A 16,806-nucleotide genomic window follows, 5' to 3' on the forward strand; every position below is an offset into this window, starting at 1 on the left:
TCGTTCTTGCGTTTCCGACTCTATCAGATCTTTCCGATCCGATTTCCTCGGTGCTTTCCGGTCCCTTTTGCTTTCGCTCCGGGCCCTTCCGGCGTTTCCGACTCTATCAGATCCTTTCGGGCCTGACTCCCAGTCAGCGGGGTTTGTCTTCTCGGCTGTTGGGCCGTTCCGACGAGTGAGACTTTAGCGGATTCCTTGCCCCCGAAGCCAATCGAGCGACTCGCGCTCGAATCCTTCGGACATGGATTCCCCATTCCGCAAAAACGCACGAGAAGAAGTGACGGAACGACAAAGAACCGTCGGCTTCTGTGGGTCTTGCGGGATGACTGTCCGGGGCCGATCTGCATCGGTGCTCACGTCGGACAGCTCGGAGGACATTACGCACCGGGGGAAGCCGTGTCAACTTCACCCCCTCGGCCCGCCCACCCCACGACGAAGGGGCTGCCTCTCTCGTTGGCCCTCCGCCTTGATCCCCGGGCCGCTACCGTGAAGCCATGACCGCACTGCCCGACTGGATGCGCCCACCGCGCGCGGAAGGCTGGTTCGCGGAGGACCTCGACCGCCTCCCCGAGGCACCCCGCCACACCGAGCTGATCGACGGAGCCCTCGTCTTCATGATGTCGCCCCAGAGGGCCTGGCACGGCCGCCTCGTCACCGCCTTGACCACCACACTGATGGCACAAGCTCCGGCCGGCTTCGAGGTCGAGCGCGAGATGACGATCCGGCTCGATGCCCGCAACCGCCCCGAGCCGGACCTCTTGCTGACGGACCTGCCCTATGACCCCGACCGAACCTGGTACGCCCCGGAGGATGTGAAGCTCGTCGTGGAGGCGGTCTCCCCCGAGTCAGCCCATCGCGATCGCACGGTAAAGCTCCGCAAGTACGCGGAGGCGGGCATCCCGCATTACTGGTGCATCGAGGACGTGGACGGGGCGCCTGTCGTCCACGTCTACGAGCTCGACGAACCCACCAGTGCCTATGCGCCCGCCGGGATCTTCCGGGGCACCCTCCAGCGCCCGGTGCCCTTCGAGATCAGCCTGGACCTCAACAAGCTCACGCCGCCCCGAAGCGGCTGAGAACGCCGCACCACGTCGGCACGGGAATACAGAAGGGGTCGGACTCGCCAGAGTCCGACCCCTTCTCACCTGCATGCTCGACGAAACGACTACACGTTGAAGCGGAACGTCGAGTACAGAGCTGCGACCTGCGGAAACGCCACCCCTGGTGAGAGCATCCAGCACAGATCCAGCACGGTAGAAACCTATCCAGCACATCCAGCACGTCAGGCCACCGGGGCGTACCCGGAGGGCTCGTCCGCAGCCTCGCTCGCGACCTCCACGGCCACCGGACCCATAGCCTTCTGCATGATGGCACGGCACCGGTCCCACGCCTCGGGGACGAGGTGCCCGTAGATGTCGACCGTGGTCTTGATGCTCTTGTGGCCGAGCCATCGGGAGACCTCGTGGATCGGGATGCCGGCCGCAAGGGCGGTCGAGGCGAAGAAGTGGCGAAGCGAGTGCGGGTGGTACTTCGGCTTGCCGTCAGCGTCCACGAGCCCGGCTAGCCTGCACGCCTTCCGGAAGTGGTAGCTGTACGTGTTCGCGGTCGGCATGATCCCCTTGCCGCGCTCGCGCGGCGCGAAGAACACCTCAACCTGTCGGGACTTCCCTGCGGCGTTCTGGAAGGTGAGCGGGATGGGGTCCCACTGCTCCACGTGGGCGTCGATCTCGTCGCAGACGAACGGCGCAGCCGGCACATCGCGGTACTCGCCCTCTTCGCGGTGCTTGAGCGGCACGAGGCGGGTCTTGCAGTCCTCGCGGTGGGCCTTCGAGCTGATCTGCCAGCGCACGCGGATGACGTCGTCGCGGAGGCATCCGGTGTGGAAGGCGAGGGCCTCGCTGACCCGGAGCCCGGCCCCGGCCTGGAGCCAGACGGTGAGCTTGTACTGCGGCGACATGTGCTCGTGCAGGAGGCGGACCTCAGCCAGGGTGGGGATCTCGTCCTCGTCGACTGCATGGCTGCCGGGAGCGTTCTTCACCTCCTTGGAGGGGTCCTCCTGGATGATCTTCTCTTCCTTGGCGGACCAGAAGATGTGCTTGACCATCTTCATGCGGTCGTACACCGTGCTGGCGGCGAGTTCCTTGCTGATGGCCGCCTTGAAGTGCTCGATGTCCCGCTTGGCGACTCCGGCCATCGTCTTGCGGCCGAGCCGGGGTATCAGGTGGTTGTCGATGAATCCGCGGTAGTTCGAGAACGTCGAGTCGCCGATCACGCGGCGGCTCAGCCAGTCCTCCACGTAGGCACGGACGGTGATCTTCCCGGCGTTGGGGTCGATGTACGTCCCTACGCTCTTGTCGTTCTCCATCTTGTTGGCGAAGTTGTCCGCCGCCGTCTTCTTGGTGAACGACTCCTCACGCTGGCGAGCCGTGCGCCCGCCGGGTTCCCTGTACCTGACCGTCCAGTCGTGGCCGCAGCGCACCTTGTCGCAGGGGTAGAGCGGGCTGCGCTTGTCGGTCTTGCATCTCTGAAAAACGGTAGCCATAGGCCCCTCTCTCTTGCCGGGGCAGGACTGAACCGTTACCCGTAGTTGTCTTCGAGGTAGGCGACGATGTCGCGCTCGCGGAACCGCAGGAGGCGGCCCACCTTTTGGGCCTTCAACCCCCACGTCCGGTACTTGTTCTTGACGGTGGTCTCGCTGACCTTCAGCCACGAGGCCACCTCTTCAGGCGTCAGAAGCCGGTTACTGCCGCCCTGGCTCAACCCCGCCCCTCCGGGTCGGCGCCGTCGAGGCGTACGAAGTTGTGCACCGCAGACCAGGCTGTCGCCGCCGAGGCGAGTGCTTGCCGATGCTCCGTCCGGAGCTGTCGCACGCTGGCCGGCACGCTCGCAGGGTCGGTGACGCCAAGGATCTCGGCGACCTCCGCCAGGATCTCGGCGTGGTTGGGCTGCGGACGTCGGCGGACGCGGCACTCTTCACCGCTGACGCCGAGCACCCACCCCCACCCGTTGTCGAGGGCTTTCTGGCTGGGCTTCATGCGGCGGCTCCGTGGTAGTCGCGTCGGCTCTGCTTGGTCAGGTGGTAGCGGTCGTGGTCGCACCGGTAGATGCGGTGTTCGCGGGCGATTCCGCGGCGGGCGCCGTGGCGGTCCGCGTGCCGGTCTCGCTTCGCCTGCGCCCTGCCGAGGGCCTTCTCGGCGGCGCGGCGGTCGGCGAAGGCGCGCTTGGAGCTGCACTCGCAGGTCTGCCACTCGACGGGCTTCATGCTGGTCTGATCTTTCTGCTCTACGTGGGCCGGAATTTGGTGCAGGGGCACGTGGGGATCTGGCAGGCCCCGCGCGCGGAGCTGGCGGCGGAATGGGTGAAGGGGGCGTGGGTGCACTGCTCGTCTTGGCAGTAGCCCTTCCACTTCTTGCCGTCGTGGTTGGCGAGCATCACGCCCGGCGAGTTGAGCTTCACCAGGCGCCCGGAGCCACCGAAGGCCATCTTCGAAGCGAAGGATTTCGCCTCGGCCTCGCTCGCGAAGGGGGCGAAGTTCAGGCCGCGGCTTCCGTCACTCCAGGTGTGGACCAGGGCGACCCAGTCGCGCATCTGGAGGATCTCGCCGACTTCCTTGATCACGGCTTTCGCCAGGTGGTTGGCGCTCTCGAAGGTCGGGTCCTCCAGGAGCGCCACGATCGCGGCCACCTCCTCCCTGCGGGGGGTGATCCTCACGCGGGAGCCGGTTCGAGGAGGGCGACGAGGCGTCGCCTGGTGGCTCCGAGGAGGTCTGCGTCCTCGACGAGCTGGTTGTAGGTGATCTCGTCGTACTCGGAGAGTTCCTCGGTGGGGACGTCCACCTCTTCGCCCCACTGCTCCGTGAGGGTGGCCCTCTGCTGCTCGTAGAGGGCGTCTATGTCGGCGACGATCTGCGCGATCTGGTCGGTGACGCCGGGGTTCGGGTGCATCTGGTTTGCCCTTCCGTTCTTGCTACACGTTAACACATCAGTCACAGGTTCACAGCTTGCGTGTGAGGCATTCCGCGGAGAGGCGGAGGTCGTCCAGGGTGCCGACATTCAGCAGGACGACGTCGAAGTCCCAATCAGCAAGGGCGTTCTCGCTGATGTGAGACGCGCCGTCGATGAGTACCTGCTTCGGCCGGCACACCTGCACAACCAGGCCCCCGCGCTCCTTGATGGCCCGCGCCTCGTTCGGGAACCGTACGTCCGAGATGACGGTGGGCACTCCGGGTCGGAGGCCCCTGAAGAGGGCATCCACCCAGACGTCCGGGCCCAGCAGTTCCCGCCCGGCTTCAGTGCCGCAGCGCTGGAGGAGCCCTCGCACCTCGAAGTGCTCCTCCTTGGCCGCCTCCCAGCCGCGCTCGTCCACGGTGGCGTTGAGCGGCAGAGATCCGCCCTCGCCGTCGGCAAGCCAGAGGTCCATGCGGTAGAGGAACTCCCTGATGGGGTCGGCGAACGCCTTGCGCTGCCAGCCCATGTCCACGAGGAACGAGGCGGTGGTGTCCTTGCCGGACCTCGCGGCGCCTGCGAGTCCGATCAGGGTGGGCTTCATATCGTCTTCTCCTTCGGTCACGCCTCGCGGCTGTCCACGAGGCGGTAGAGGCCCGGCGCGTGCACGAGGCCCTCGCACACGTCGCAGTCGCAGTCATGCAGGCAGAGGGAACAGGTCGTCTCGTCACAGAAGGGGTCCGGGCCGTGCCACGCGTGGCTGGGGTCCGGATCGGGGCACCCCCAGGCGGAGCAGGAGCGGTCCTTACTCCACGTCGGGTACAGGACGTGCTCCCGGCGGCCGATCAGGCCGTGGGCCAAGGGGCCGCCGGGGCAGGTGAAACGGCTGCGGGCCGCGTTGTCTCGGTCGAGGAAGGCGGCCCGGCACCGTGTGCACTGGAGCCGCCCCTCGGGCCGCATACGCAGAACGTGGGCGGTCACAGGTTAACCATCTAGGTATAGCAGGTCTCGATGTCGACGCCTTCGGCCTTGGCGTGCTGGATGCAGGTCTCGGCGCACTCCAGGAAGAACGCGAGAGCCTTCTCGGCAGCCTCGGACTCGGTCTCGGCGAATTCGTACCTGGCGTTCTGCATCCGCAGCAGCTCGTCGCCGAACATCAGGAAGAGCGCCCGGCCCAGCCAGTAGATCCGGCCGCCGCCGAAGCGGTTGAGGTCGTTCTGCTCGTGCAACACGACGCCGTTCGTCAGGCCGCGCTCGATGCGAACCCGGAGCTTGGCGCCATTGGACAGGGTGATGGTCTCGGTGTGGGTGCTCATGTCGTCCTCACGGTCGGTACTGGGGGCCCGGCTGGCCGTACAGTCGGCCGTCGGAGTCGACGCACCACACGTGGCCGGGGTCCAGCCACAGGTCGAGGTCAGCGTCGATGTCTGACCCGCAGCGGGAGCAAACGAACTCCCCGCTCGGGACGGCGTACAGGCGGCCACGGCCGCAGGGGCCGCACCAGACGTAGTCCCGGGCCGTCATGCCGCCACCAGCCGACGGCTGGCGTGGCGGGTGAGAGCCCGCTCGGCCTCGGCGGCGGCCCAGGTGAAGCCGTAGTGGCCCCAGGATGCGTCGATCTCTTCCCAGGTGGTCATGGCGGCGCCCTGGTCGTCGGTGCGGACCCAGTCGACAGCCTCTTCGACGATGTAGCCGTAGACGTCCCCTTCGGCCCACGCTTCGTACTCCGCGCGCTCGGTGTCGAGGTACGCCTCGGGCAGCATGCCGAGGTCTTCGGCGTCGTCGCGCATGAGGTACCAGAGGGACACCGGGCCGCGTGCCGGCCGGGACTCGATGACGATCGCGCCGTGGAAGATCCGGGCCCAGCGGGTGAAGATGTCGATGCCCTGCCAGCGGTTCCAGCTCACGCGCTCCCAGGCTTCAGCCAGGGGGCCTCCGTCCTGGTCGACAGGGGCGTAGTGGCCAAGGTGGGTGTCGATGGTGATCACGTGCGCCAGGTGGTCGAAGTCCTCCCGCGGATTCGTGGCGTACTCGTCGTGGACGAGGCGGACACGGAGGCGTCCGTCGGTGCTGGTGGAGATGGTCTCGCTCATGGTCTTCCTCGTCTTCACAGGCTGTGGATGGGGTAGTGGATAACGCAGGTCGTTCGGCGGCAGGGCACGCCGAGGGAGTCGATGAACTCGCGGTGAGCCGCGGAGGCTTCGGCCAGCCAGTCGTCGCCCTCGACGAACTCCGGGCGCCTCTCGGCCCAGGACGCACGAACCTCTTCGATGTCCCGGATCTCGTGGAACTCCGAGGCGCCGTGCTGGCGGATCAGGTCGACCCAGGAGGCGCGGACGAGGCTGTAGCCGCGACGAGAATGGTCGTAGCCGCTGGCGGGGTCGATGTCGTCGATGGCGACCCCGGCCGCGATGCAGATGCCGGCGCGGGCGTCGGCCATGGAGGTGAGGCGGTCGGCCTCGCACACCGCGCAGTTCAGGGGCGTGCGGGCGTAGTGCATGAGCAGGAGGTTTGCGCGCATGGTCTCTCGTTCGGTCAGGCGGCGAGCACGTGCTCGGGCTCGGGGGTGGCGTGGTTGTAGATCTCTGCGAGGTATCGCCGCAGCGGCTTCTCCCAGGACCGGCGCAGGAGGCTGCCGATGACGACCGCGCTCATGGGCGGGGCGACGACATCGCCGATCTGCTGGGTGCAGCTCGACCGGGCGCCCGTCCAGGGGTAGCCGTTGCGGAAGCCGACGAGCAGCGCGGCCTCGTCGAGGGAGAACTTCCGGTCCTTGTCGTGCTCCCAGTACCAGCCGCGGATTTTGCTGGTGATGCCGGTCGCGGGCTTGTCCGCCGACCAGCAGTTGCCGCCCATGGTCCTGCGGACGCCTCGCGTGTTGACGCTGATGCCCTCCGGCCAGCCAAGGGCCTTGGCGGCCGTGGTGGTCGGCAGCGGTTCGGCGGGGGTGAGCGCGTCCATGTCGACGTAGGAGTGACGGGCGGCCATGAGGAAGACGCGTTTGCGGCGGGAGGCCAAGCCGTAGTCGACGGCGTCCAGGACGCGGTACTCCGCGCTGCACCAGTCCGCTGACCACAGCTCCTCGCGGATGCCGTCGAGGATGGACTCGGGCAGTGCTGCGGACTGCTCCATGGCCAGCCAGCGGAGGTTGTCCCACTGCGCGGTAAGGGTGAGAGCCCAGATCAGCACCTCGGCGACGAGGCCGATCCGTTCGTCTGTCATCTGTGCGATTGGGGCCCGGACCTCGTCCAAGGTGAGCAGGGGGCCGGTGAACCCGGCGAACCCGTCCCAGTCGGGATCGGAGCAGATCAGGCAGATGTCGGCGAACTCGCAGGCACCGCAGTCTCCGCTGTCGTGCCAGTGTCCGAAGGTGGCTTCGAACGCCATGGTGAACACGTCCAGGAGGAGTTCCTGATTGCGCGGGTCCTGTCCAGCCCGCTTGCCGGCCGGGCTCCAGCACTGGCATGGGGCCGAGACGACGAGGCCAACGACCCAGCGCAGGGCAGGGTGGCTGGGGTCGAGGGAGCGGACATCCGCGGTGATGCGCTGGAAGCCCGCTGCCCTAGCGGTCGCGGAGGCGTCCTTGTGCATCTCCACGCCGACGGTGTCGAGTTCGTGCTCCAGGACGTCGCGCACCCCGACGTCCCAGCCGCCGGGTCCGGCGAACAGGTTGATGACGCGATCGGGGGCCCAGGGTGTCGGCGGGAAGAGCCAGTCGACGGGCCAGGGGTGGGCGATCTCGGCCAGCTCTTCCGGCGTCTTGCCGGTCAAGTCCAGCTCTTCGGGGACGCCGAGGGCTCCTGCGGTGTCGAGGCGGGTGAGGGACATCAGTCCACGTCCACGGTCTCAACGCTGGTCAGCCAGGTGCCGACGATCTCCCAGTGGTAGCCGGTCCGGATCAGGCCGTCGCTCATGTAGATGTGCCGGCCGCAGTCGGCGCACTCGTACGCCTGGTACTTGGCGGGGTAGCGGATGGGGCCGGTGCACTGAACGCAGCGCACGACGTTGGTGGGCGGAGGCAGGGTGATCACAGCGGCCCCTAGGCGGCGAGGGCCGTGAGGCGGGCGGCCACGTATGCGACGCGGGCTTCGGCCTTCGCCAAGCCGTCTCGGGCGGTGGCCACGCCGACTTCGGCGTTACGGAGGTCGGCCTCCAGCTCCAGACGCTCGCTGATGAGCTGCCACCCGGGGTGCTCGGCCTCGAAGCGGTCGGCGGCCTCACTGACCATGGCCTTGAGGCGCTCCCGGGCAACCGTGCCGTGGTTCAGTTCCTGGTCGCGGTCGTTCGTGAACTCGTAGCGCCGAAGAGGGCTCTGGTAGATCCACAGGGACGCGTCCCTGTCGTTGCGGCGCAGCAGGGCCTCGCGGCGAGCGTGAGCCCGCTCTCGGCGGGAGGCGACGCGGTACGACCGGCCGCGGATCTTCACGAATCCCGGCTCGTCCTTCTCGTCGCGCGAGGAGCTGACCCCAAGGCGTGCTTCGGGGAGCGTCAGGTCTTGGTAGCCCCACCGCTCGTGCTTGGTGACCGCCGGGAGGATGGTGACGTACAGCTCGCCTTCGGGGAACTCGTACTTGGCGTCGTGGGTCATGATCGTTCCTTGAGGTGATTCAGGCGGGGAGGGGCAGGCCGGCACGGAGGGACTCGACGAGCGCGGCGGTGGCGTTGCGGTACTGCCAGAGGGCCTGATGCGCCGCCGCCCAGTCACCGGTGTGCAGGGCGGCGATGTCGTCGAGCCACTTCAGGCAGGCGGCCGGGGCGAGGAAGACGTGCACGGTCCTGGTCTCGTCCACGGACCAGACCTCGTCCGGGTCGAGGTAGAAGTCGTGGATGTCGAGGCGGTGACCGCACTCGTCGCATTCGAGATGGGCGTCGGGGTGGACGGCGTACGGGGCGAGGTCGCACTCGCGGCACTGCATGGCGCTCATGGGCATCCTTCGGACGGCGCCCGCACGGAGGCGGGCGCCGTCAACGTGGTGGGGTGATCAGGAACCGAGCTGTTCGAGCAGCTCGTCGACGAGGCGGTTGTCCTCGGGGGTGAGCACGTGGGCCTGCTGGGGCTCGTCCTTGAACCAGGACGGCGGCCAGAGATCGGCAGGGAGCGCGAGGATCAGGGCCTCGGCGGCGTCGGCGAGGTTCAGCCCTGCCGCGTGTTCGTCGTCCCAGGACCAGGGGCTGTCGCCCTCGTCGGGCTCTTGGCGCATGGCAGCGACGGCCTCGTCCAGCTCGGTGACGAGGTGCTTGATCCGGTCGCTCAGCGGGATGTTCGTCGTCATCAGTACGCGTTGGCGATCTCGATGACTTCCTTCGACTGGATCTCCTCGAAGGCGGGGACCAGCTCGTACCACTCGTCCTCGTTGTCGTTGAGCCAGTCACGGAGGCCGTCCTCGTCGCGGAGTTCACCGTCCTCGTCGAGGAACTCCTCCGGCACGTCGAGGTCGATCTCGATGTCCCCGTGGGTGACGATCTCGACCGGGAACCTCACGGTCATGTTCATAAGGGCGTCCTTCAGGTACAGGTTCAGTCGGCAGAAAGCACAGGTCAGGTCTTCGTCGAGCAGCTCGGGCACGAAGCCGCACTCGACGCAGGGTTCGGTGTTCATCGGGGGCAGAAGACGTGGACGCCACCGAGGACTTCCTCGGACTGGAAGCCGCCGCTGAACAGCTCGGCTGCGGCGTAGTCCCAGTCGATGGCGTTGAACGGCCAGGTGGTCATCCGGGCCTTGTCCTCGGACTCGCAGGTGTCCTCGGCCCAGTCCTGGGCGAAGTGCCCTTCGCTCTGGTGGAATCCGCGGTACTCACTGCGGAAGCGGTCGACCCACCCTGAGCGGTCGTCGGACTCGCCCCACTCGCGCACCCAGACTGAGAACGCTGCGGCCTCGTCGTGGGTCAGCCCGGCCAGGGCCTCGGCTATCGCTGCGGCCTCGGAGGGCGAGCACTCCCCCTCAAGGGCTCCGCAGAAGTCGTCGTGGTCCATGACCCACAACTCCTCGTGCTGGGTCGGCCGGCCGTGGAGGTCTTCGGGGGTGACAAGGTCTGCGGTGTCGGCGTCGTACCACTCGCCGACGAGTCGGCCCGCGTTGTAGCAGGCCAGGCAGCCGATCCAGACGGTCGGCTGGACGGTGTTGGACAGGGCGGACATGTTGCTCCTCACGTGGGCCGCCGGGCCGGTCGCCCAGCCCGGCGGCTGGGGGGTCAGTTCTGGGCGGCCTGGCTCTTCAGCGCCCGGCGGTTTCGGAACTCGATGGACGCCTCCAGGGCGACGAGGGCGGCGACTGCCGACCCTGCGAACTCCCACGTGTTCGGGTCACTCCCGGAGAGGACCCATCCGGCGTTTGCCACGGCGACTGCGGCGACGCCCTTGATGAGGGCGTTAAGGGTGCTGGTGTTCATGCACACTCCTGTTGCGCGATGCGGGCTGGCATCGTCAGGGGGGAGGGACCGCCTCCCGCCGACCTCCCTTCGGAGGTTTCGCCTTTGCGTCGTCAGGAGGTGGCGGCGAGGTGGGCCGCGAGATCGCGCTGCACGCCCTCCCACGCGGCGATGGCGAACTCGGCCGTGGTCAGGCTCAGGAGCGCGGCGCGGCGGGCCGTGATGGTCCGGGCGGAGGCATGGCGCTGCTCGGCCTTGTCGCGCTCGTCCTCCAGGTCCGCGGTGATGGCGTCCTCGGACTTCCCCCTGAGCCGACCGAGGGCGAAGCCCTGAAGGATGATCGGCAGGCCGTCGCGCAGGAGCCGCGCCCCTTCCGAGCGGCGCATCTGCCCTTCACGGACGAGGCGGTCGACGACTTCGCGGGCGGCCTTCTCGGCTTCGGGGGTGCTGGGCGTGGTCATGTTGTCTCCGGTTCCGGCTGCCCCCGCACGAGGCGGAGGCAGCCTTGTTACAGGTTCACTAAGAGGTCACAGAGGTTGCTTGGTAGGCGCACCGGCCAGCACGGTGGCGAAGTTGGTCATGACGACCGTGGCCATGAACTCAAGGTCAGGCCCGCCGTCCGGCAGAGGTACGCCGAGGGTGCGCATGGTGGTGAGGGCGCGGGCGATCAGGCGCTCCATGTCGTCGGTGTCGACGAGGTCGGAGCACAGATCGCACGCCTTCCAGCGGCCGTCGTTGGGGAGCGGGACCACCACGCCCTCGTCGGTCATCAGCGCCGCGAGGGCTCGGACCTGGGGGATGTAGAGCCAGCGGGCGGTGGGCATGGTGCAGAAGTCGCAGCTGTTCACGGGATCGACTCCGTCTCGCCTAGGCCGCGAGGGTCAGCTCGTCGGAGTGCTCGGGGGCCTTGTAGTGGAGGTCGTCCTCGTCGTCGTCGCCTTCGGCGTGGCACTCCAGCCAGAGGTCAGCGATGGTCGGGTAGTCGACGGCCCGGAAGAACGCGGCGATCCCTTCGATCTCGCCGCAGGTGAACCGCTCGGCGACATGGGAGGCCAGCATCCCGTCGTCGAAGAGGTTGGCGAGGTCACCGGCGGCCAGGCGGTAGTCGTTCAGCGCCGCCTCGGAGAGAGTGACGATCTCCGAGGCCAAGGTCATGCACTCGACTGCCGCCCGCCGCTCGGCGCGCAGGACTGCCCACGGGTTGACGACGGGGCGCAGTCGTCCCCAGACGGCCGGCATGCGGCTGACCGTGGACTTGACGGCCGTGAAGGCAGGGGCGAGGCGCTTGAAGGCGTTCATGGTGTGCTGCTCCTGGTGATGGATGTCTACAGGCAGAGGAGAGGCGGGGTGATCAGCGAGAGGTCGCCTTCGACCTCCTGGATCGAGATCCCGTGGGGCTCCCAGACCCCGCATTCGGGGTCGTCCCCGCACGGGCAGTCCCGGCGTGAGGTCTCCACGAGGGCCTCGGCCCCGAAGCGGGCGAAGGACAACGCCTCGTCCTCGGTGGCGAATGGGGTCACCTCGCGGTGGTCGTGGGTGACGACGTACTGGCCCCGCTTGACCCGCTCGACCTCCCACAGGCCCAGCAGGTCGGCGATCTCGTTCCAGACGCGCACTTCGTAGGGGCGGGCGGCGGTTCGCATGTGTCCTCGTATTCAGGTGGGAGCCCTCCCCGGGAGGGGGTGCCCAGGGGGGAGTGGCGGTTCAGGGAAGTCAGGCAGATGTGATGGCGAGCTGGCCGGGGATCTCGTTGCGCATGACCTCGCGCCCGAGTTCAAGGAAGTGCTGGGTGCGGCCGTGGACGTACGCTTCGCCCGCGCCGTTCCAGTCCACGAGGCCGTCGGGGTCCCAGTGCGACAGCTCCCACAGGGCATCGGAGGCGTGCTCGACGATGCTCCTGTGGTCGGCTGCGGTGTCGTACGGGTAGCTCAGCCTGATGTCATCGAGCGCTTCGGTGAGGTTCTTCTCGAACGTCTCGTTCCGCTGCTCGTAGTAGTCGTCCTCGTTGAGGAACGGGTGGTCGTTCTTGACGTACTCGACCAGCGCGACGGCCTCACGGAAGGCCGGGGTGTACGTACGGGTGCCGTGGCAGTCCCCCTCGCACTCCTGCCCGTGGCAGAAGTCGACGTACGGGTCACAGCCCGGACGGCACTCAGAGGTGTGCGTGCCGAGGCAGTCCTCGGAGCAGCCACCCTCGTAGACCTGCACGAAGAGCTGGGCGACGTCCCAGGCCGAGGAGCCTCCCCCACACTCATAGACCTGCTCGTCGGACACCTCGGTATCCACCCGGCCGGCATCGGCCGCGGAGCGGATCAGGTCGCGGGCGACCTCGAAGTTCGACTTGTCACCGATCCAGCCGGAGCGGTCGCTGTTCCAGGTGAACATCTCGACGTGGGTGGGGACGTCATCGTGGGCGTACGTGCCGGTGCACCAGGTGGGCCATGCGGCGTGGTCGTCTTCGAGCTTCTCGGCATACTTCACCAGCGTCTCGTCCGACACCGGGTCGAGCCTGTGAGGCGACATGCGTCCTCGTTCTCGGTATGGACCGGCCGCCCCATGCTCACAGGGGCAGGCCGGTCACAGGTTAACAGCTTGGACGTCAGCGGGCGTCGGCGAGGTTCTTGTAGTAGGCCACCTCGTCCCGCAGTACGCGCTCACGCTCGTCGCGCAGTCGACGGGTCTCGTCGAGGGACTCACGGAGCAGCTCGATCGTGAGATCCGCCATCTCCAGGTCGAGTGCGAGCTGACGCCCCGCCTCGTGGAACAGCTCGGCCACGAAGGTCGCGGCGTCCAACTCCCGGCGGGTCTCGTCGAGTTCGCGGCCGAGCTGGAAGGTGCGCTCACTCAGGTTGGCGGAAGACTCCATGGCGACCTCCAGGAGGGAGCGGCCGGAGTAGGCGAGCGGGTTGTCCTTGATCAGGGAGACGGCCATGTGACCTTACCTTTCAGTTACAGGTTAACAGAACCAGCGTGAAATTGGGCAGGAGCCCGACTCACCCCCGCCCGAAGGCGGGGCGAGTCCGTACCCCCCAGAGGTTTGACCCTGTGGGGGGCTTCGCGGCCACTCACCTTGCGGTGAGCGACCCCGGCCGCTTGCGCTAGCCGGTAGAACAGATCGAGTGATTTCGCTTGACGGGACGGACGCTCACTCAAGCGCCCGTCTCACCGTCCGTCATCGTGCCGGTGACGTTCCTTCCGGGCGGTTTCCCTCCCGTTCGGTCCGTTTCCGGCCGTCCGATGGACGGTGAGCCCTGGGCGACCAATCAGGCCCCTACCTCACGCCCGTCCCCGACCCCATACCGAACCTGCATCGGGTGCCCTCCGCAGGTCAGCATGGGTTCAGCCGGTTAGAGCGCTCCCGTTACGCCGGGGTGGATAGTCCCCAGCCGGTACGGCAGTTGCGTTCACTCAGTCGTCTGTACCCGAACCTCGTACCCGAACAGTCCAGAACGCTTCCAGTCCGTACCGCGCAGGGTCACCCTGCTAGACCTTTCACGCCCCTTGGCCGGGCGATGATTCCTCAGACCCCGAAGGGTCAGCGAGCCTGGACCGTCCGAGGACAGCCTTCCGCTCTTGCGCTCGATCCACACCGGAGAGACCCGGCTGCGACATCCGGCGTCCCGCTTGCGGGACAGGGGCCGGATCGAGCGTCCTTGCAACGTTGGTGTGCTGGGCCGTGTGGCCCGGCGATTCGATCCTGTCACAGGTTAACACCTGCTGTCGAACCGAGTGCCCATGGTGGGCGATTCCCGCTGGCCTACGGCGGCGACTCTCGTGAGCCCCGTTCTCGTCGGCCTTGCGGTGAGCCCCACTCTAGGCGGCTGGCCCGGCGAGTGTCAACCTGTGACTTCGCCTTGCCCGTCGCCCCTTGCCTGCCTTGCGGCCTGCGTCGTTGCGACACCGAGAACATTAGTCACAGGTTCACAGCATGTCCAATCGTGCAGGTCAGAGGCTGTTTAGGGCCCGATCTCAGCCGTTCCGAGGCAGCCCAAGGGCGGAAGGTGCGCGCGTTCCTCAGCTCCGCGCGTCGCGCGCGTACGCGTGTGCAGCGGCGGCCGGTAGGGGTGGGGGATGATCCCCGGTGCGCACGCGCGCGGACCGCCCTGTCATAGCAGCTCGGATTCTGCCACGGTTCCAAGGTCGACGAGAGCCTCCTGCGCCCTGCGTCGCCCCCGGCGTATCCGCAGCTCAGAAGCCCTAAATGCGCCCTGCGACCCCGCGCCGGCACTGCACAGGAACGAACCCTAGGCAGCCAGGCCGACCAGAAGCGCAAGCGCGAGGACGACCACAGAAGCCGCGGTGACGTGGATGGCGACCCGGAGCATGGCGAACTTCCGGCGGGCGATCTGAGAGCGGACGACGAGCTGCGCCTTGCGGCGGTCCACCGCGAGGTCGGCCATCGCCTCGTCCGGCGTGCAGTCCGCCCAGTGCAGGAAGGAGCCCTGGGTCGCGTTGCCGATGTGGGGCAGCAGGACACGCAGGGTGCACAGCATCGCTGCGACCATTCCCGCTACCGCGAACCCGGCAAGGACCGTGCCGGCGGCTGGAAGCTCCCGGCCAGGCAGAACGGCTACCAGGACGGCCAGCGGGATGCCGAGCGCCGTGAGCAACGCGGACGCCTTGCCGTCTGTCCGGGTTACCTCGGCCATCACTTCTGCGTGCGCCTGGGCGAGCTGGTCGCCCCCACTGTGCGCTGAAGGGCGCTCGTCGCTCGTCATGGCCGCAAGCTACCCGGGGCGGCGTCAGACCGAAACGGTACTCATTGCGCCACGAAGATCGGCCGCCACGCTGCCGCGCCAGCGCATGTACGTAGGGCGTCTTCGCTCTGCGCCGCCCTCCGGGCGGCCCTTCCGCCTTACCGCTGTGCGCCCTTTGGGCGCCACTGCCCTTCGCCGCCGCCGCTTCACGTAAGTGTGAGCACGATCACGCGGCTAGTCGTTTCCGAAAGCAAGATCTTTTAGCGACTCATAAGTGTAAGTACGTAAGTCGCAAGGCTTGAGCCCCTATCGGGGCTCGCCTGATGAAGACGAAGTACGTATGTACGTACTTCGCAGGCTGGAGTTTCGAATTCCTAACTGGAACGGCTCCAGCAGGCGATCAGAGCTACCGCCGGACTGGCCCCAGATTCGCAAGAGGGTACTTCGGCGAGACGGACACCGCTGCACGGCGCGAAACCAGTACGGAGACCGCTGCCCTGAGATCGCAACGGATGTCGACCACATTCTTCCTGGTGATGACCATCGAGAGATCAACCTTCGAGCGCTCTGCGGTTTTCATCACCAGGTCAAGTCATCGCGTGAGGGCGCGGCGGCTCAGGCCGCCAGGCGACGGCGCATGAGAAACAGGTTCCGGCGGACGGAGACTCACCCCGGCCTGGTTGGTTAGGAGGTGAGCCCATGCCCGGCCCCGTACCGGCACGCGAGTCCGACCTCGCCCGCCCGCGCGAGCGCAAGGGCGGCGACGTCCAGGCGGTCACCCGCGGAATCGCGCGCCCCACGAAAATCCCCAACGGCGACCGGAGCTGGCACCCCATCGCGAAGCGGCTGTGGGACTCCCTCAAGGAATCCGGTCAGGCCGACTACTACCAGGCCAGCGACTGGGCCATGGCCTTCTCACTCTGTGAAGACCTCTCCCACTACAAGCAGGCCGGCAAGCGCAGCGGCCAGATGCTCCAGACCATCTACAGCACCTTCGAGCGGCTCCTCGTCACCGAAGGCGACAGACGCCGCGTGCGCATCGAACTCCACGAGCCCGAGCCGGAGGAGCAGTCCGCGGCCGTGCTCGCCATCGCCGACTACAAGAAGGATCTCGGACTCGCCGAGTAGCTCCGGGGAGGTGAGCCCACATGGTGAAGGCTCCCCCGCAGCTCACCGAGGAGGAGATCGACGCCCTCGAACCGAGCTTCCTGGGGCCCACGTGGCTACGCGGGCCGGACGGCTCGTGGAAGCTCCCCGAGCACACGCTCGGGTGGCAGATCGCAGGCTGGTGCGCCGAGTTCTTGCGGGCCGACGACGGCGGGCCCTGGCGCTTCACCCGTGAGCAGCTCCGCTGGGTGCTCTGGTGGTACGCCGTCGACGAGAACGGCCGCTTCACCTACCGCAAGGGCGTCTTGCAGCGCCTCAAAGGCTGGGGCAAGGACCCGCTCTTGGCCGTGGTCTCCCTGGTCGAGTTCGTCGGCCCCTCCCGCTTCTCGCACTGGCAGAACGGGCAGCCGGTCGGCATCCCCCACCCCCAGGCGTGGGTCCAGATCGCGGCCGTCTCGCGCGACCAGACGCGCAACACCATGACCGTGATGCCGGGCCTCATGAGCGACAAACTCATTGAGACGTACGGCATCAAGGCCGGAGCCGAGCTAATCCGTGCAAACGGCGGCCGACAGCGCCTTGAGGCGGTGACAAGTAGTTATCGCGCCCTGGAAGGGGCGCGGTCTTTAGCGATCCACTTTCGTTGTTCTTAACGAAACGCATCACTGGGTCGAGGGCAATAACGGCGAC

The 16,806-nt window shown here is 67.4% G+C and carries 29 protein-coding genes and 1 other RNA gene; 3 read left to right on the plus strand and 27 right to left on the minus strand.

What is annotated here, in order from left to right; translation table 11 throughout:
• Nucleotides 1–494: 494 nt before the first annotated feature.
• Nucleotides 495–1,076 carry a Uma2 family endonuclease gene (locus tag AB0Q96_RS37180; protein ID WP_365333446.1) on the plus strand — a complete coding sequence of 194 codons (582 nt, stop codon included), beginning with the start codon at nucleotides 495–497 and terminating at the stop codon, nucleotides 1,074–1,076.
• A gap of 206 nt (nucleotides 1,077–1,282) precedes the next feature.
• On the opposite strand, the gene AB0Q96_RS37185 is transcribed toward AB0Q96_RS37180, so the two are convergent.
• The 27 genes from AB0Q96_RS37185 to AB0Q96_RS37315 all read right to left on the minus strand — a co-directional run bounded on the left by AB0Q96_RS37185 (nucleotide 1,283) and on the right by AB0Q96_RS37315 (nucleotide 15,030).
• Entirely contained in the window at nucleotides 1,283–2,542 is a 1,260-nt protein-coding gene (locus tag AB0Q96_RS37185; protein WP_365333448.1) for a tyrosine-type recombinase/integrase, read from the minus strand.
• Between the two features lie 35 nt (nucleotides 2,543–2,577).
• A complete protein-coding gene (locus AB0Q96_RS37190; protein WP_365333449.1) occupies nucleotides 2,578–2,760 on the minus strand; it encodes a helix-turn-helix domain-containing protein in 183 nt (60 codons plus the stop codon).
• Nucleotides 2,757–3,035, minus strand: coding sequence for a hypothetical protein (locus AB0Q96_RS37195; protein ID WP_365333451.1), 279 nt, complete (start codon nucleotides 3,033–3,035; stop codon nucleotides 2,757–2,759). Before AB0Q96_RS37195 ends, AB0Q96_RS37190 begins: the two co-directional genes overlap by 4 nt.
• Complete coding sequence (locus tag AB0Q96_RS37200; RefSeq protein ID WP_365333453.1) at nucleotides 3,032–3,262, minus strand: hypothetical protein; 231 nt, start codon at nucleotides 3,260–3,262, stop codon at nucleotides 3,032–3,034. Before AB0Q96_RS37200 ends, AB0Q96_RS37195 begins: the two co-directional genes overlap by 4 nt.
• Before the next feature lie 20 nt (nucleotides 3,263–3,282).
• Nucleotides 3,283–3,711 carry a hypothetical protein gene (locus AB0Q96_RS37205; protein WP_365333455.1) on the minus strand — a complete coding sequence of 143 codons (429 nt, stop codon included), beginning with the start codon at nucleotides 3,709–3,711 and terminating at the stop codon, nucleotides 3,283–3,285.
• A complete protein-coding gene (locus tag AB0Q96_RS37210; RefSeq protein WP_365333457.1) occupies nucleotides 3,708–3,944 on the minus strand; it encodes a hypothetical protein in 237 nt (78 codons plus the stop codon). The genes AB0Q96_RS37205 and AB0Q96_RS37210 overlap by 4 nt, the downstream gene beginning before the upstream one ends.
• A gap of 49 nt (nucleotides 3,945–3,993) precedes the next feature.
• A complete protein-coding gene (locus AB0Q96_RS37215) occupies nucleotides 3,994–4,548 on the minus strand; it encodes a hypothetical protein (protein WP_365333459.1) in 555 nt (184 codons plus the stop codon).
• 17 nt (nucleotides 4,549–4,565) lie between these two features.
• Nucleotides 4,566–4,925 carry a hypothetical protein gene (locus AB0Q96_RS37220; protein WP_365333460.1) on the minus strand — a complete coding sequence of 120 codons (360 nt, stop codon included), beginning with the start codon at nucleotides 4,923–4,925 and terminating at the stop codon, nucleotides 4,566–4,568.
• A gap of 11 nt (nucleotides 4,926–4,936) precedes the next feature.
• Nucleotides 4,937–5,260, minus strand: coding sequence for a hypothetical protein (locus AB0Q96_RS37225; protein ID WP_365333462.1), 324 nt, complete (start codon nucleotides 5,258–5,260; stop codon nucleotides 4,937–4,939).
• Nucleotides 5,261–5,464: 204 nt separating this feature from the next.
• Nucleotides 5,465–6,037 carry a hypothetical protein gene (locus tag AB0Q96_RS37230; RefSeq protein WP_365333464.1) on the minus strand — a complete coding sequence of 191 codons (573 nt, stop codon included), beginning with the start codon at nucleotides 6,035–6,037 and terminating at the stop codon, nucleotides 5,465–5,467.
• 14 nt (nucleotides 6,038–6,051) lie between these two features.
• Entirely contained in the window at nucleotides 6,052–6,465 is a 414-nt protein-coding gene (locus tag AB0Q96_RS37235) for a hypothetical protein (protein ID WP_365333467.1), read from the minus strand.
• A gap of 14 nt (nucleotides 6,466–6,479) precedes the next feature.
• Nucleotides 6,480–7,772 (minus strand): DNA cytosine methyltransferase, encoded by a 1,293-nt coding sequence (locus tag AB0Q96_RS37240; RefSeq protein ID WP_365333469.1) that lies wholly within the window; start codon nucleotides 7,770–7,772, stop codon nucleotides 6,480–6,482.
• Nucleotides 7,772–7,975 (minus strand): hypothetical protein, encoded by a 204-nt coding sequence (locus tag AB0Q96_RS37245; RefSeq protein WP_365333471.1) that lies wholly within the window; start codon nucleotides 7,973–7,975, stop codon nucleotides 7,772–7,774. The genes AB0Q96_RS37240 and AB0Q96_RS37245 overlap by 1 nt, the downstream gene beginning before the upstream one ends.
• 8 nt (nucleotides 7,976–7,983) lie before the next feature.
• Complete coding sequence (locus tag AB0Q96_RS37250; protein WP_365333473.1) at nucleotides 7,984–8,532, minus strand: hypothetical protein; 549 nt, start codon at nucleotides 8,530–8,532, stop codon at nucleotides 7,984–7,986.
• Nucleotides 8,533–8,551: 19 nt separating this feature from the next.
• The gene (locus tag AB0Q96_RS37255) at nucleotides 8,552–8,869 is read right to left on the minus strand and encodes a hypothetical protein (protein WP_365333474.1); all 318 of its coding nucleotides are present in this window, start codon (nucleotides 8,867–8,869) and stop codon (nucleotides 8,552–8,554) included.
• Between the two features lie 57 nt (nucleotides 8,870–8,926).
• On the minus strand, nucleotides 8,927–9,217 hold the full coding sequence (locus tag AB0Q96_RS37260) for a hypothetical protein (protein WP_365333476.1): 291 nt from the start codon (nucleotides 9,215–9,217) through the stop codon (nucleotides 8,927–8,929).
• Nucleotides 9,217–9,543: a hypothetical protein gene (locus AB0Q96_RS37265; RefSeq protein WP_365333478.1), complete on the minus strand. Its 327-nt coding sequence runs from the start codon at nucleotides 9,541–9,543 to the stop codon at nucleotides 9,217–9,219. Before AB0Q96_RS37265 ends, AB0Q96_RS37260 begins: the two co-directional genes overlap by 1 nt.
• Nucleotides 9,540–10,082: an antirestriction protein ArdA gene (locus tag AB0Q96_RS37270; protein WP_365333480.1), complete on the minus strand. Its 543-nt coding sequence runs from the start codon at nucleotides 10,080–10,082 to the stop codon at nucleotides 9,540–9,542. Before AB0Q96_RS37270 ends, AB0Q96_RS37265 begins: the two co-directional genes overlap by 4 nt.
• A gap of 53 nt (nucleotides 10,083–10,135) precedes the next feature.
• A complete protein-coding gene (locus AB0Q96_RS37275; RefSeq protein ID WP_365333482.1) occupies nucleotides 10,136–10,333 on the minus strand; it encodes a hypothetical protein in 198 nt (65 codons plus the stop codon).
• 19 nt (nucleotides 10,334–10,352) lie between these two features.
• Nucleotides 10,353–10,417, minus strand: an RNA gene (locus AB0Q96_RS37280) — hammerhead ribozyme type II.
• Between the two features lie 8 nt (nucleotides 10,418–10,425).
• Entirely contained in the window at nucleotides 10,426–10,773 is a 348-nt protein-coding gene (locus AB0Q96_RS37285; RefSeq protein WP_365333484.1) for a hypothetical protein, read from the minus strand.
• A gap of 66 nt (nucleotides 10,774–10,839) precedes the next feature.
• Nucleotides 10,840–11,160 carry a hypothetical protein gene (locus tag AB0Q96_RS37290; protein ID WP_365333485.1) on the minus strand — a complete coding sequence of 107 codons (321 nt, stop codon included), beginning with the start codon at nucleotides 11,158–11,160 and terminating at the stop codon, nucleotides 10,840–10,842.
• Between the two features lie 19 nt (nucleotides 11,161–11,179).
• The gene (locus tag AB0Q96_RS37295) at nucleotides 11,180–11,611 is read right to left on the minus strand and encodes a hypothetical protein (RefSeq protein WP_365333487.1); all 432 of its coding nucleotides are present in this window, start codon (nucleotides 11,609–11,611) and stop codon (nucleotides 11,180–11,182) included.
• Nucleotides 11,612–11,637: 26 nt separating this feature from the next.
• Nucleotides 11,638–11,955, minus strand: coding sequence for a hypothetical protein (locus AB0Q96_RS37300; protein WP_365333489.1), 318 nt, complete (start codon nucleotides 11,953–11,955; stop codon nucleotides 11,638–11,640).
• A 70-nt stretch (nucleotides 11,956–12,025) separates the two neighbouring features.
• Nucleotides 12,026–12,835 carry a hypothetical protein gene (locus tag AB0Q96_RS37305; RefSeq protein ID WP_365333491.1) on the minus strand — a complete coding sequence of 270 codons (810 nt, stop codon included), beginning with the start codon at nucleotides 12,833–12,835 and terminating at the stop codon, nucleotides 12,026–12,028.
• Between the two features lie 76 nt (nucleotides 12,836–12,911).
• Nucleotides 12,912–13,244: a hypothetical protein gene (locus AB0Q96_RS37310; RefSeq protein ID WP_365333494.1), complete on the minus strand. Its 333-nt coding sequence runs from the start codon at nucleotides 13,242–13,244 to the stop codon at nucleotides 12,912–12,914.
• A gap of 1,312 nt (nucleotides 13,245–14,556) precedes the next feature.
• Nucleotides 14,557–15,030 (minus strand): Pycsar system effector family protein, encoded by a 474-nt coding sequence (locus AB0Q96_RS37315; protein WP_365333496.1) that lies wholly within the window; start codon nucleotides 15,028–15,030, stop codon nucleotides 14,557–14,559.
• A gap of 678 nt (nucleotides 15,031–15,708) precedes the next feature.
• Between AB0Q96_RS37315 and AB0Q96_RS37320 the strand changes: the two genes are divergently transcribed.
• A complete protein-coding gene (locus AB0Q96_RS37320) occupies nucleotides 15,709–16,137 on the plus strand; it encodes a hypothetical protein (protein ID WP_365333498.1) in 429 nt (142 codons plus the stop codon).
• 20 nt (nucleotides 16,138–16,157) lie between these two features.
• Complete coding sequence (locus tag AB0Q96_RS37325) at nucleotides 16,158–16,769, plus strand: hypothetical protein (RefSeq protein WP_365333500.1); 612 nt, start codon at nucleotides 16,158–16,160, stop codon at nucleotides 16,767–16,769.
• Nucleotides 16,770–16,806 lie beyond the last annotated feature (37 nt).

Source organism: Streptomyces sp. NPDC093111 (assembly GCF_040683955.1).
GTDB lineage: Bacteria > Actinomycetota > Actinomycetes > Streptomycetales > Streptomycetaceae > Streptomyces.

Bases quoted from the DNA above. Each gene is read 5' to 3' on its own strand.
- AB0Q96_RS37265 (WP_365333478.1), bottom strand. From the start codon at position 9,543: ATGAACACCGAACCCTGCGTCGAGTGCGGCTTCGTGCCCGAGCTGCTC.
- AB0Q96_RS37235 (WP_365333467.1), bottom strand. From the start codon at position 6,465: ATGCGCGCAAACCTCCTGCTCATGCACTACGCCCGCACGCCCCTGAAC.
- AB0Q96_RS37185 (WP_365333448.1), bottom strand. From the start codon at position 2,542: ATGGCTACCGTTTTTCAGAGATGCAAGACCGACAAGCGCAGCCCGCTC.
- AB0Q96_RS37275 (WP_365333482.1), bottom strand. From the start codon at position 10,333: ATGAACACCAGCACCCTTAACGCCCTCATCAAGGGCGTCGCCGCAGTC.
- AB0Q96_RS37210 (WP_365333457.1), bottom strand. From the start codon at position 3,944: ATGCACCCGAACCCCGGCGTCACCGACCAGATCGCGCAGATCGTCGCC.
- AB0Q96_RS37310 (WP_365333494.1), bottom strand. From the start codon at position 13,244: ATGGCCGTCTCCCTGATCAAGGACAACCCGCTCGCCTACTCCGGCCGC.
- AB0Q96_RS37215 (WP_365333459.1), bottom strand. From the start codon at position 4,548: ATGAAGCCCACCCTGATCGGACTCGCAGGCGCCGCGAGGTCCGGCAAG.
- AB0Q96_RS37225 (WP_365333462.1), bottom strand. From the start codon at position 5,260: ATGAGCACCCACACCGAGACCATCACCCTGTCCAATGGCGCCAAGCTC.
- AB0Q96_RS37320 (WP_365333498.1), top strand. From the start codon at position 15,709: ATGCCCGGCCCCGTACCGGCACGCGAGTCCGACCTCGCCCGCCCGCGC.
- AB0Q96_RS37305 (WP_365333491.1), bottom strand. From the start codon at position 12,835: ATGTCGCCTCACAGGCTCGACCCGGTGTCGGACGAGACGCTGGTGAAG.
- AB0Q96_RS37195 (WP_365333451.1), bottom strand. From the start codon at position 3,035: ATGAAGCCCAGCCAGAAAGCCCTCGACAACGGGTGGGGGTGGGTGCTC.
- AB0Q96_RS37315 (WP_365333496.1), bottom strand. From the start codon at position 15,030: ATGACGAGCGACGAGCGCCCTTCAGCGCACAGTGGGGGCGACCAGCTC.
- AB0Q96_RS37295 (WP_365333487.1), bottom strand. From the start codon at position 11,611: ATGAACGCCTTCAAGCGCCTCGCCCCTGCCTTCACGGCCGTCAAGTCC.
- AB0Q96_RS37285 (WP_365333484.1), bottom strand. From the start codon at position 10,773: ATGACCACGCCCAGCACCCCCGAAGCCGAGAAGGCCGCCCGCGAAGTC.
- AB0Q96_RS37270 (WP_365333480.1), bottom strand. From the start codon at position 10,082: ATGTCCGCCCTGTCCAACACCGTCCAGCCGACCGTCTGGATCGGCTGC.
- AB0Q96_RS37300 (WP_365333489.1), bottom strand. From the start codon at position 11,955: ATGCGAACCGCCGCCCGCCCCTACGAAGTGCGCGTCTGGAACGAGATC.
- AB0Q96_RS37240 (WP_365333469.1), bottom strand. From the start codon at position 7,772: ATGTCCCTCACCCGCCTCGACACCGCAGGAGCCCTCGGCGTCCCCGAA.
- AB0Q96_RS37180 (WP_365333446.1), top strand. From the start codon at position 495: ATGACCGCACTGCCCGACTGGATGCGCCCACCGCGCGCGGAAGGCTGG.
- AB0Q96_RS37325 (WP_365333500.1), top strand. From the start codon at position 16,158: ATGGTGAAGGCTCCCCCGCAGCTCACCGAGGAGGAGATCGACGCCCTC.
- AB0Q96_RS37230 (WP_365333464.1), bottom strand. From the start codon at position 6,037: ATGAGCGAGACCATCTCCACCAGCACCGACGGACGCCTCCGTGTCCGC.
- AB0Q96_RS37250 (WP_365333473.1), bottom strand. From the start codon at position 8,532: ATGACCCACGACGCCAAGTACGAGTTCCCCGAAGGCGAGCTGTACGTC.
- AB0Q96_RS37255 (WP_365333474.1), bottom strand. From the start codon at position 8,869: ATGAGCGCCATGCAGTGCCGCGAGTGCGACCTCGCCCCGTACGCCGTC.
- AB0Q96_RS37200 (WP_365333453.1), bottom strand. From the start codon at position 3,262: ATGAAGCCCGTCGAGTGGCAGACCTGCGAGTGCAGCTCCAAGCGCGCC.
- AB0Q96_RS37260 (WP_365333476.1), bottom strand. From the start codon at position 9,217: ATGACGACGAACATCCCGCTGAGCGACCGGATCAAGCACCTCGTCACC.